Origin of the sequence: Paenibacillus sp. FSL H7-0942, from assembly GCF_045040715.1 — a bacterium.
GTDB classification, from domain to species: Bacteria; Bacillota; Bacilli; order Paenibacillales; family Paenibacillaceae; genus Paenibacillus; species Paenibacillus amylolyticus.
This window is the reverse complement of the sequence record NZ_CP150279.1, coordinates 4,213,629-4,226,134: the sequence shown is the minus strand read 5'-3', so window position 1 is coordinate 4,226,134 and position 12,506 is coordinate 4,213,629. Positions and strand designations below refer to the sequence as shown.

Here is a 12,506-nt window from a genome sequence, read left to right as displayed (position 1 = left end):
CATAGAGATGAACAAGAAAGCAAAAGCATGGCTTATTACAGGTGTAGCGGCGGTTGCCGTAATCGGTGGCGGTGGTTACTATATCACAAACAGTTACTTGGGGAACAACGTGGAGATTGAGCAGGTGCTTCCTGCGAGCACAGCGACTTCCACCACAGCTGTAGATAGCACAGGAACGGTTGTAGCCAATGAAACTGCTGGAGCAGAGCAACTGAACGGAGACTGGAGCATCAGCGAAGGTTCCAAAGTATACTTCTCCGTAACCACATCACAGGAGACCGTTAACTTTGTGGACGATAAGGTAACAGGCAATTGGACCATCAATGTTGACGATGCTGCTCAGATGAAGGCAGAAGGACAGATCGAGATGGACGGAATTGATTCCGGGAATGGACAACGTGATGGTCACGTGAAGCAAGCCGATTTCTTCGACGTTGCTACATATCCACAAGCTACATTTACAGCGACTTCATTTGAAGGGGTACCTGCGGAATGGCCTGTCGGTCAAACGGTTGATATCAAAATGAATGGTACCATTACGGTTAAAGGTATTGAAAAAGAAGTAACTTTTGATGGCAAAGCTGCTTATGAGAATAATGCAGTCTTGTTGTCGGCAACATCCATGGTAACGTTCGAAGATTTCGGAATGGAAAATCCGCACTCCGTTGTGCTCTCGACTGAAAATGATATCCAGGTACAACTTGAGTTGAAACTTTCTAAATAAGTGTAACAATGATCATATACCTGAAAATCTGTTCTGTTCTGCCTTACGGTAGACGGACAGATTTTTTTGTTTTTCTTACAAAATAGTGTGATTAATATAACTCAAATGTAACTGTCACAGGATCATATTGTTAAAATAACTGCTGTTTCCTTTGGAAAATGCCGTGTTACCCATCACTATTAAGCGCTTACAATGAGGAGGAATCATAACATTCATTGATCCATGCACAATCAAACACAAAAAGGGGGAGATCAAGAGTGAACAAAAGGTACATAAGCGGGTGTCTGGTATTACTAATGCTGTTCTGTGATCTGGGGTTGATGGTTCGTCCAGCGGCTGCAGAAGATGCAAAAGTGAACGTGGCACTTAACAAGGTGGTTACGGTAAGAGAGGAAGATCTAGTGAATGAGGGGCAAAAAGAAAAGGCGGTAGATGGTGATGTGAATACTCACTGGAGTGCGAGCTCACCTACTTCTGAGAGTAATCCTCATTGGTTGACTATAGACCTAGGTGCGCCATATGATCTATCTGGAGCGGAATTGACTTGGAAGGACAAAGACCAAGTTGTAAAATATTTGATTGAAGTATCTGATGATGGTAACAACTGGTCAACTGTTGTGGACCAAACGACTAACGAAATAAAACAGACTGTTGCCAGTGAAGAGTTCCAGACCAATACACCTGTCCAGTATTTGAAGGTTACAATTCCGTACTATGCGGGAGCAAATTGGTGGCCCGGGATATCCGAGCTTAAAGTCTGGGGAAAAGAGGAAAAAATTGATCCAGCAACCATTACAAGTTACGATCCCGTTAAGGTCAATACAGTAGCTGGGGTTGCACCTGTTCTGCCAACAAAAGTGACAGCGAAGTATCCGAACGACAAATCTGGTTCGGTTCCAGTGGAATGGGAAAGTATCGACCCTTCAGAGTACGCACATGCGGGTAGCTTTACCGTGACGGGTGCAGTATATGGAGCCCCTGTTCAACCGGAGGCCACTGTAACAGTTGGAGGATATCGGACGGATTACGTTAGAGGAGTGGATATTTCCACGTTAACCGCCATTGAGGCTAATGGAGGGAAGTATCTGGATAGTAATGGCACTGAAAGGGACTTGCTTGATATCCTGAAGGATCGCGGTGTCAATTATGTGCGTCTTCGTCTGTGGAATGATCCACAGAAATCAGGGGGCTACAACGATAAGGACGATGTCATTCGTTTGGCCGAGCGCGTGAAGAAAAAAGGTATGAAAATCCTGCTGGATTTCCACTACTCGGATGAGTGGGCGCACCCGGGTCAGCAGCTTCGTCCCAAAGCTTGGGAAGGCCTTTCGCATGAAGAGCTGAAGCAGGCCGTATACAACTATACGTATGAAGTTGTAAGTGAGATGAAAGCCGCAGACGCTATGCCTGATATGGTACAGATTGGTAATGAGATCAACAGTGGTGTTCTGAACGGCTTGAGCAGCGACGTGGATTTTAAGCAAAATGTTGCCTTGCTGAAAAGCGGAATTGATGCTGTACGTGCAGTAGAAGGAGAGATCACCAATAACGCTGATAAGGTTCAAATCATGATTCATCTCGCAGAAGGCGGCAAGGCGGATACGTTCGACTGGTATTTCAGTGAGCTGGAGAAAGGCGAACTGAAGTACGATATCATCGGACTTTCCTATTATCCGTTCTGGCATGGAACATTTGCCGATGTGCAGAACACCATGAATAAAGTATCTGACAAGTTCAAAAAAGACGTGATTATTGCCGAGACATCGTATCCATTCTCATATAAAAACGGGGATGCACACGGCAATATCATTGGATCGGATGAAGCGCTTCATGTTGGGGGAGCAACATTCCCTGCAACGGTACAGGGGCAATATGATGCTATTGCTGGCATTATGGATATGATTGCTGACGTGCCGGAAAACCGCGGAGCAGGCTTCTTCTATTGGGAGCCCGCATGGATTGCCGCCAATGTAGGCTGGATTGATTCCGAGGGAGATGCATGGGAAAATCATGCCATGTTCGACTATGATGAATTTCCGGGGAATGGTGGATACTCCTACGAAGGACGTGCCTTGCCATCACTGGATGTGTACAAACGCGGATTGGAGCTTCTGCCCGCAGACCGCCAGCAACTGGATGCGGTACTTACACGAGCCAAATCATTGGTACAGACTGATTTTACTCTGGATAGCTGGGTGACTCTGGCTCCGGCAATCTCGGCAGCGAATGATGTATACCAACAGGCATACACGCCGGGTGGGGTAACTCAATTAGATACAGATGCAGCGACAACAGCATTGGAACGTGTGATGCAGCAGATGCAGGTTATCACCCCGCAGCTTGACGAGCTCAGAGCTAAAATAGCGGAAGCGCGTACGTATCAGCAGGCTGACTGGTCTGCGGCCACTTGGGCGGTATTGACCAAAGCGCTGGAAGGCGCTGATCAGATCTTGAATGATCCAAGAGCAACACAGACGGATGCGAATACAGCGGTTAAACGTTTGCATGATGCCATTCAAGGTCTATCCAATGTGGACAAAACACAACTGCACCAGTACATTCAACAAATGCAGCAACAGACTAAATCTTCCTATACACGCCGGAGCTGGTCTGTATTGGAACAGTCTTTGCAGGCAGCGATTCAGGTCCGAGATAACAATGCTGTTGTCCAGTCTGAGGTGAATTCAGCACTAAGTACGTTGAAACAAGCCTTTACTAATCTAGTCTCTCTGGAGGCTTTAACAACGGGCAAAACGGCAACGGCTTCAAGTAGTGCAGGGACAGGAGGCAATCAAGCCAACTCTCCTGAAGGTGCAATTGACAACAATCCGAACACTTCATGGGGAACAGACCAGAGTAAGGATAGCTGGTGGCAAGTGGATTTGGGTCAGGTTGCTAACCTCCGTAAAATCGAAATGTCGATGTGGAGTGGTGGTATCAAATATACGATTGAAGTGTCCAACGATAACAAAAATTTTGTGAAAGTAGTGGACACCACAAGTGATGTTGTTGTATCGACCGCACCTAGCCATGTACTTCCAGAAGGCACGGAGGGCCGTTACATTCGGGTAACGATTAAAACAGGTCCCACATGGGTAGGATTCATGGAATTTGAAGCATACGGTACGTTCCCAGCGGACAAATCTGCACTGCAAACTACTGTAGATACCGCTGAGAAATTAAAACAAACCGAATACACGACATCAAGCTGGAATGTATTCAGTAAGGCACTTTCTGAAGCGAAGGCATTCATTCTGGATGTTGAATCTTCAACGCAAGATGTAAGCAATGCGGATCGTGCGTTACAAGATGCTGTGAGTAAGCTTGTACGTCAAGATGTAACACCTGGCCCTGGCCAGCCATCACAACCTTCCAACCCGGGAACAGCTCCTTCAACGGGGAATCCGGCTGTAACACTACCGGTTGAACCTGGTAATCCGCCAGTTAAGGGTCTAATAACGGTAAAAGGAACAGCAACCGGGAATGACAAGTATTCGATTCGTCCAGATGTATCTCAATTAACCCAGGTACTGCAATCCATGGATGCAGGAAATCGTACGTTGAAACTGCTTGCAGATGTACCCGACACAGCCAAGACAGTCACATTCCAGTTGGCTGCAAGTCAACTGGCGGAATGGATTCGTTCCGAGGAAGTGAAATCCCTGGATGTAGTTGTAGGACAGACTACCGTTCGTGTTCCTCTGAGATCACTCCCGCTAACTATTGCGGAGACTGAGGGAACGTTCGACATCGTAGTAGCAAAAGGATCGACAGATACATTGTCCACATCGCAAAAAGCAGCGATAGGTAATCATGCAATTGTTGATGTGAATCTGTTAATGAACAATAAGCCATTGCAATGGACAAACAGAGCAGTTGAAGTTGCTCTATCCAATGTGGAGCAACCTGAGAAGAATGATGTAGTGATGGTTGTACATTCCATATCTCCAAGTGGAGAAATGAAACCTGTTACGTATTCCAAGTACGATGATAAGACCAAAACGCTGGCGTTCAAACCGCTGGAATCCGGCAGTTATGTCATTGAAGAAGTTGAAGTGCCATTACATGATTTGCAAAATCACAATTGGGCAATCCAAGAGGTACAGAACCTCTACGGTAAAGGGATTATTTCGGGGATGAGCGCAACTCGTTTTGCCCCGCAAGGTGAACTGACCAGAGCACAATTTTTGCAAATGATTGTTAAAGGTATTGGTGATGCACGGCAGCCGGATCCATCTATTTCAGTCCCAACGGATGTGAAGGAAGGGCAGTGGTATGCCGATTCAGTACGACTTGGAATGGAAATGGAAATAATTCAAGGCCGGGCAGATGGAAGCTTTGGAGCGAATGAACGTATTTCACGAGAAGAAATGGCCGTTATGCTGAACAGAGCACTGAAGGTTGTGCAGCGTGAGGGTGCGACCAATTCTGTACAAGGAAATATGGTGTTTGTAGACAACGCCGAGATCGCAGCATACGCCAAAGAAGCTGTAGCCTCAATGCAACAACTTGAGCTACTAAATGGCATGCCTGATGGTACGTTTGCTCCGAAAGAAACAGCAAACCGTGCACAAGGGGCTGTTGCAGTCGCCAGACTGATGGAACAACTGTATTAGAGGTAGTTCAAAACGTCCGTTTTTTATTATGAAGGATGATGCTTGGTGGCATTATCAACACTCATGAATAGAAAATAACAAAGCAGGTAAAGAGATCGGATCATATGATTCGGTCTCTTTATTTTTTGCGGAAAAAATGAGGTTCAGACTTCATCCCTTTCTCTAAATAGGCATATAAACAATTTGTTAATGTCGTATTGACAATATCGAATTCATTTGTTATCATTTCGATAATATCAAAACGACAATATTGAAGAAATGGGGAATGAGCTATGTTTGGATTCCGATTTGCGAAATTTCAACCCAGTGAATATGTCATGAAGGTGAAAAATGGTGAGGTACAGCGTCAAGGTGTAGGATTGTCTTTCTATTATTATGAGCCGACCACATCGGTAGTGGTTCTACCCGTATCCTCGGTGGATGTACCGTTTATGTTCGAAGAGATTACGGCGGATTATCAGACGGTTACTGTGCAGGGGCAATTAAGTTATCGCATTGTGGATTATTTGAAAATAACCCAGAGCCTGAATTACACGTACAATTTGCGCAAAAATCGGTATATCTCCGACGACCCCGGCAAGCTGGATCAACGGGTGATCACCACAGCGAAAGTACTAACCAAGAAACATCTTGAGCAAATGCCGCTGAAAGAAGCTATTCAATCCAGTGAACGGCTGGCAAGCAGCATGAAACGCGAGGTTGTGCAAAGTGAAGAGTTGGAGAAATTGGGCGTTGAGTTGATGAGTCTATCGATTCTGGCCATTCTGCCTAATAAAGAGACGATGCGTGCATTGGAAGCACAGGCGCGGGAAGAGATTTTGCGTCAGGCAGATGAAGCGCTCTATGTACGTCGGAATGCATCGATTGAACAGGAAAGACGAGTGAAAGAGAACGAACTGAACACCGAAATTGCCGTAGAGACGAAGAAACAGCAAATTCGTGAGACCCAATTGCAGACAGAACGCTCGGTGAAACAGAAACAAAACGAGATGGAGCAGGAGCAGCTTCAGTTCAATACAGCGATGGAGGAACGTAAGCAGCAACTGATTGAGTTAACTATTGCTAATCACAATGCCGAGGCAGATGCCAAAGCGTATGAGATTGCTGCCGTGATGAACTCATTGCAAAATGTACAGCCCAATGTACTGCAAGCAATGGCGAATATGGGCATGAATTCTGATAAGCTGATCGCACTCGCGTTCCAGGAACTGGCTGAGAATGCAGGCAAGATTGGGCAGCTTAATATCTCGCCGGATCTGTTGCAAGGATTAATGTCTCCTGTGCCGGGCAGAGATCAAGGAGGACGAGCGAGATGAGGCTAGGAAGAAGAGAGCAAGCAGAGCAAGCAGGGAAATCAGTACGTCAGCAGGCCACCGCGGATGATCGAATGAGCGAACACAAGCTGATTCTGGTGAAGCGCCGGACCAGACTGGAAGAGCTGGTGGTTCGATATAACACGGTGCAGCAAGCTCAGTTCTATATTGAACGTCTGGGTGCAGACTTCAGTGATTATATGGAGGAAGACCGTCGTTATCGGCTATCTGTGCAGCAGGCACAGCAGCAACTGGGTCAATTGGGCCGCGTTCAGACGATTGATCGGGAACATGTACCCAACTTTATCTTTGGAGAGCAAGATATCGTGGTCGTGGTTGGACAGGATGGGCTTGTAGCCAACACCCTCAAATACGTAACCGAGCAGCCGCTCATCGGTGTGAATCCGGACCCGATGCGTTGGGATGGCGTGTTATTACCTTTTACCGTGGAAGATCTAAGCTTCATTGTTCCTGATGTCATTCGAAAGCAACGAACCTTGAAAGAAGTCACTCTCGCCAAAGTGGAACTCAATGATGGACAGTATCTATATGGTGTGAATGATCTGTTCATTGGTCGGAAGACGCATGTATCGGCTCGTTATGAAGTGCGTTTGGGTTCATCCACAGAACAACAATCTTCTAGTGGCATCATTGTATCCACAGGCATGGGATCGACAGGCTGGTTCAAAAGTGTGCTGGCCGGAGCCACCGGAATTGTAGGGTCCGCTGCATGGCAGAACATGAATTCCGAAGCGGAGGTCGCTACAGCATCGGCATCCATTCATGGGAGCAGGCAAGAGCTGAATCATTTTAACTGGGATGCGCCGTACTTATATTTTTCAGTACGTGAACCTTTTCCGAGCCGGACGACTGCGGCCAATCTCGTGTTTGGACAGATCCATTCAAAGCAACCACTGCACATTGTATCCCAGATGCCGGAGGACGGTGTTATTTTCAGCGATGGGGTCGAGCAGGATTTTCTTGAGTTTAATTCAGGGGTAGAAGCCATCATTGGTTTGGCAGAGAAGAGGGGACGTCTCGTGGTCTAAACCTTTATTTTCAAGCCGTTTCCGACTAGAATGGGTAACTAGATGTGATACACTGACGTCAGGAAACGGAAAGAGGGTTAACGATGCAGTCGATATTGTTGGTTGAAGATGATGCCAAGTTAGCAGGATTACTGGCGGCTTATCTGACCCGAAATGGATTCCAGGTACAGGTCACAGATGATTTTCGTCATGTACTGGATGAATTTGTGGAAGTGAAGCCGGACCTTGTGCTGATGGATGTGAATTTGCCTCAATATGATGGATACTACTGGTGCAGGCAGATACGCACACATTCCATATGTCCCATTTTATTCATATCGGCTCGTGATAGTGGTATGGATCAGATTATGGCGTTGGAACATGGAGCGGATGATTATATTACAAAACCTTTTCAATATGAAGTTGTTCTTGCCAAAGTCCGTAGTCAGCTGCGCAGAGCCTATGGTTCTTACGCTGCTGTTCAACAGGAAGTGAAGGTGAAGAACGGTCCCATGATCCTTTATCCTGAGCGATTTGTATTGGAATATGATGAGCGTTCTACCGAGCTGACACAGAAGGAAGCGATACTGGTGGAAGCGCTGATGGCGAAGGCAGGGCGAGTTGTCAGCCGAGAAAAATTGTTAGAACAAATGTGGGAAGATCAGCATTTTATCGATGATAATACGTTGAATGTCTATATTACACGTGTTCGCCGGAAGTTGAAGGAGCTGGGTGCAGAAGAGATTTTGGAGACGGTTCGCGGAGCGGGTTATCGTGTGTTGGATCTGGATTCGTCCGCACAGGGAAAAGGGAAATGAGACTTTTCCTAAAAGACCACCAGATGTTAGTTGGATTTTATGTGTTACAGATGCTGCTGGTTCCGTGTGTCTACTGGCTCTCTGGTGAGGGCCGTCCGATGAAGATTGTTCTCTATGGCATGCTGATCAGTACTGTTGTGCTGTTGGTCTATCTGATCATACGTTACTTCCAGCTGCGAGCGTATTATCGTCTGCTTGAACAACCACGAAAACTGGTAAACGAACCTTTCCAAACGCTTGGAAATTCGGTCGTGGCGGAAGCCATCCAGCAATTGTTACATGAACTGGAGCGTAATCGGCAGAACGAGATGGGGCAGTTACGTACTAGCAAGGAACAGCAGGTGGTATTCATGAATCGCTGGGTTCATCAGATGAAGACCCCGTTGTCCATTATCCAACTGACCTTGGAAGATGTGGACGATGAGACGGCTGGTAGTATTCAGGATGAGCTGGATAAGCTGCGCAAAGGACTTGAAATGGTCTTGCATTCATCAAGGCTTGAACAGTTCGAAGGGGATTTTCGTGTGGAGCTGTTGTCTCTGCATGAGGTGCTTCGGAGTAGCATTGCAGAGAACCGACGTTTGTTTATTCGCAGAGGCATTACGCCGGATATCCGTATGGAGGGTGAACTTCAGATCTACAGTGACTCCAAGTGGCTGCGGTTCATGTTCACCCAGATTTTGACCAATGCCGTGAACTATTCCGATAGCAAATCAGACAAAAAAGTGATCATTACCGGCTATAAACAGGAAGAGCGTACGATCTTGGACATTCAGGATGAGGGAATCGGCATCTCTTCCGAGGATATTCATCGCGTGTTCAATCCCTATTTTACAGGTGAACGGGGCAGGCAATACCACGAATCTACGGGAATGGGATTATATCTGGTCCGTGAGATCAGTGCCCGCCTGGATAACCGTGTCGAGTTGTTTTCGGAGCCGAATGAGGGAACGTTGGTCAGATTCAGCTGGATTCATTCGAAATATCCCAACTAAAAAGTGCTTTGCCCATGGGCGAGGTGCTTTTTTTAATGCACAGAAGTGTGATAGAGAAGGCAGGGGAACAGAACCTTAAACGCATTGTAAGGGAAGTTTAAGGTAATTCGATAGCACCGTTACGGGAGGTCAGTTAGGATAAGAATAGAATTAACGTATAAAGAATGACGGATTAGGAGGGAATTACGCATGGAAATGTTACAGGTATCAGGACTGAACAAAGTATATCAGGGCAAAGTGCAGACTCAAGCCCTTAGTGATATTCATCTGACAATCAAGCAAGGTGAGTTTGTGGGTATTATGGGCCCGTCGGGCAGTGGCAAAACCACATTGTTAAACATGGTCTCCACCATTGATGAACCCAGCTCGGGCAAGGTGCTGATTAATGGCATGAACCCGTTTGATATGAAAAAGAAAGAACTTGCCATGTTCCGGCGTCGGGAACTCGGATTTGTCTTTCAGGATTTCAATCTGTTGGACACGCTGACTGTTGCTGAGAATATTGTACTTCCATTGACACTGGACAAGGTCAAGCTGAAGGAGATGGAGAGCAGACTACATCGCATTACAGCCAAGCTCGGGATTGATCACATTCTGGATAAACGAGTTTACGAAATCTCGGGCGGACAGCGACAGCGCACAGCCATTGCGAGATCCATGATTAATATGCCTTCGATTGTTTTGGCGGATGAACCCACTGGCGCATTGGATTCTACGTCATCCCAAGCGGTCATGGAGTCACTTGAACAGATTAACCAGCAGGAGAAAACGACCATTATGTTGGTCACACATGACCCGCTTGCGGCAAGTTATTGTAACCGCATCGTGTTCATCAAGGACGGAAAACTGGCAGCCGAGGTACACCGCGGAGATAATCGACAGACGTTCTTCCAGCGGATTATTGATACTTTATCCTTCTGGGGAGGGAATTCACATGAGCTTTCCTCAGTTCGCGTTTAACAACATCCGCCGGAATGGGCGAGCGTATATTGCTTTTTTTCTTAGCAGTGTGTTTATGGTCATGATATTCTTCGCTTATGCGGTATTTATCTATCATCCATATGTGACAGAGTTGCCAATGGGTGACACAACCGCTACGGGGATGCAGATCGCTTCAATTATCGTGTATGTGTTTGCATTTTTCTTTGTTATGTATTCCATCAGTGCTTTTCTCAAATCACGGAACAAAGAGTTTGGCATTCTGACCATACTTGGTGCAGAACCCGCACAGATTCGGAGATTGGTCATTTTGGAAAACATGTTGATCGGCTGCCTGTCCATTATTGCCGGTATTGGCGGAGGTATGTTGTTGTCCAAGTTGTTCCTGATGTTAACCACTCGTTTTATCGGGATGGATGATCTGCCCTTTTATTTTCCCGTGAAAGCGATTCTGATTACGATCGGGGCCTTTCTGTTATTATTTTTCTGCATTTCACTTTTCACATTGGTTTTTATCGGAAACAAACGGACGTTAGAACTTTTGACGGGAACCAACAAACCTAAAAAAGAGCCCAAAGCTTCATGGTTCTTCTCACTTCTGGGTTTTGCATTACTTACAGTAGGTTTTGTGGTACTCCGTAACGGGTTAAATGGCGGAACAATCATGCTTGCAGCAGTAACAGGGATAGCCGGGACGTATTTTTTCTATTCACAACTTTCCGTGCTCATCATCCGTTTATTGAAGCGTAATCGTAAAACCGTATGGCATGGTACACGTCTGTTGTGGATCTCAGAGATGAGTTATAAAATGAAGGATAATGCCCGCATGCTCTTTATGGTGACCGTGGTGATTGCGATTGCTTCAATGAGTGCAGTTGTAATTTTGTCACTAGATCAAGAGAACCGGGAGCAGTTTACAAACAACGATTTTGCAATCAAATACAATGTGTACACTCCTTCGGATCAAATGGATATGAGCTATATTGATTCGACACTTGAAGCAGCAGGCTTGAGTTATCAGCAAGTGTATCTGGAGTACTTCTGGTCTGATGCGGATCAGAGTGCTGTCTCGGTTATGCCGCTCAGTCATTACAACCGATTCAATGCGATCCAAGGAAAAAAGACGTTCCAATTGGATTCAGCATCAGCATTGTTCGTAGATTCACGTAATGAGAAGGATCAGGATCAGATCGATCGAAACAGGTTTCGCAATTATGCGGAAGGAGAAACCTTGACTCTGAATCTGGAGGATGGCTCATTGCAAGCAAGAGTTACAGCTACGGATGTAGAGCCACGTTTCGCAACCTTGATCTATTCTACAGGTGTAGTCGTTCTCCCAGATGAGAAGTTTGAAGAGATCACACAACAGTTCAATGCAAATAGGTTATCAGGCAAAGTTCTGTACCAGATTCCGGCATGGGGTCATGCTGTACCTGACCGGCACTCCTCGGAAGCCATGGTTAGCGATCAGCTACTGTCGTCCGCAGATACCATTCGAAGCGATAATGCTTCGGATGAGAATTACTCCGGATTTCTGACCACTCGATATGGAGATTTTGAGAGATACAGACAGGGTACAGCACTCTTTACCTTTCTGGGCATATTTATCGGATTAATCTTCTCGATCTCTTCTGCAAGCTTTCTGTATTTCAGACTGCATACCGATCTTGAAGCGGATGGAAAGATGGTGCATTCTCTTTCGAAAATGGGTCTCAGTTTCCAAGAGATGAAACGATCATCCACCGTTCAGATTGCTATTCTGTTCTTTTTACCGATCGGGGTAGCTATCATTGAAACTTTGGTCGTAGTTAAGCCATTTCTTACTGAATTCGGTATTACCAATTATACGATGCCGGTGTTGACTGTATTTGGTGCCTTTGTACTTGCACAGACGTTTTATTTCATCATTATACGTTCGAGATATATCGCTTCTCTGCGCAAAATGATGGTGTAACCATCTTAGAAACAAACGGTCATGAGGACCGACCCATGATTTGTTCATTGCCCGCATTTCTTGATTCAGATCAAGGAAACGCGGGCTTTCTTGCGATAAGATGAATGTATTCACAGATT

General features: G+C 45.9%; 8 protein-coding genes. All 8 read left to right on the top strand.

The features are described from left to right. The first annotated feature begins 7 nt into the window (after nucleotides 1-7). The 8 genes from MHI48_RS18715 (at nucleotide 8) to MHI48_RS18680 (ending at nucleotide 12,387) form a co-directional block, all read left to right on the top strand. Nucleotides 8-724 (top strand): YceI family protein, encoded by a 717-nt coding sequence (locus MHI48_RS18715; RefSeq protein WP_405141422.1) that lies wholly within the window; start codon nucleotides 8-10, stop codon nucleotides 722-724. A 257-nt stretch (nucleotides 725-981) separates the two neighbouring features. Then, nucleotides 982-5,340, top strand: coding sequence for a glycosyl hydrolase 53 family protein (locus MHI48_RS18710; RefSeq protein WP_405141420.1), 4,359 nt, complete (start codon nucleotides 982-984; stop codon nucleotides 5,338-5,340). Nucleotides 5,341-5,612: 272 nt separating this feature from the next. After that, entirely contained in the window at nucleotides 5,613-6,656 is a 1,044-nt protein-coding gene (locus MHI48_RS18705) for an SPFH domain-containing protein (protein ID WP_036672907.1), read from the top strand. A 71-nt stretch (nucleotides 6,657-6,727) separates the two neighbouring features. Beyond that, nucleotides 6,728-7,702: a sugar kinase gene (locus MHI48_RS18700; protein ID WP_076250602.1), complete on the top strand. Its 975-nt coding sequence runs from the start codon at nucleotides 6,728-6,730 to the stop codon at nucleotides 7,700-7,702. 83 nt (nucleotides 7,703-7,785) lie between these two features. Further along, entirely contained in the window at nucleotides 7,786-8,499 is a 714-nt protein-coding gene (locus tag MHI48_RS18695; protein WP_076328437.1) for a response regulator transcription factor, read from the top strand. Next, a complete protein-coding gene (locus tag MHI48_RS18690; protein ID WP_076328438.1) occupies nucleotides 8,496-9,494 on the top strand; it encodes a HAMP domain-containing sensor histidine kinase in 999 nt (332 codons plus the stop codon). Before MHI48_RS18695 ends, MHI48_RS18690 begins: the two co-directional genes overlap by 4 nt. 189 nt (nucleotides 9,495-9,683) lie before the next feature. Further along, complete coding sequence (locus MHI48_RS18685) at nucleotides 9,684-10,454, top strand: ABC transporter ATP-binding protein (RefSeq protein WP_017687815.1); 771 nt, start codon at nucleotides 9,684-9,686, stop codon at nucleotides 10,452-10,454. After that, on the top strand, nucleotides 10,429-12,387 hold the full coding sequence (locus tag MHI48_RS18680; protein WP_076328439.1) for an ABC transporter permease: 1,959 nt from the start codon (nucleotides 10,429-10,431) through the stop codon (nucleotides 12,385-12,387). The genes MHI48_RS18685 and MHI48_RS18680 overlap by 26 nt, the downstream gene beginning before the upstream one ends. Nucleotides 12,388-12,506: the final 119 nt, after the last annotated feature.

Bases quoted from the DNA above. Each gene is read 5' to 3' on its own strand.
- MHI48_RS18715 (WP_405141422.1), top strand. From the start codon at position 8: ATGAACAAGAAAGCAAAAGCATGGCTTATTACAGGTGTAGCGGCGGTT.
- MHI48_RS18705 (WP_036672907.1), top strand. From the start codon at position 5,613: ATGTTTGGATTCCGATTTGCGAAATTTCAACCCAGTGAATATGTCATG.
- MHI48_RS18700 (WP_076250602.1), top strand. From the start codon at position 6,728: ATGAGCGAACACAAGCTGATTCTGGTGAAGCGCCGGACCAGACTGGAA.
- MHI48_RS18695 (WP_076328437.1), top strand. From the start codon at position 7,786: ATGCAGTCGATATTGTTGGTTGAAGATGATGCCAAGTTAGCAGGATTA.
- MHI48_RS18690 (WP_076328438.1), top strand. From the start codon at position 8,496: ATGAGACTTTTCCTAAAAGACCACCAGATGTTAGTTGGATTTTATGTG.
- MHI48_RS18685 (WP_017687815.1), top strand. From the start codon at position 9,684: ATGGAAATGTTACAGGTATCAGGACTGAACAAAGTATATCAGGGCAAA.
- MHI48_RS18680 (WP_076328439.1), top strand. From the start codon at position 10,429: ATGAGCTTTCCTCAGTTCGCGTTTAACAACATCCGCCGGAATGGGCGA.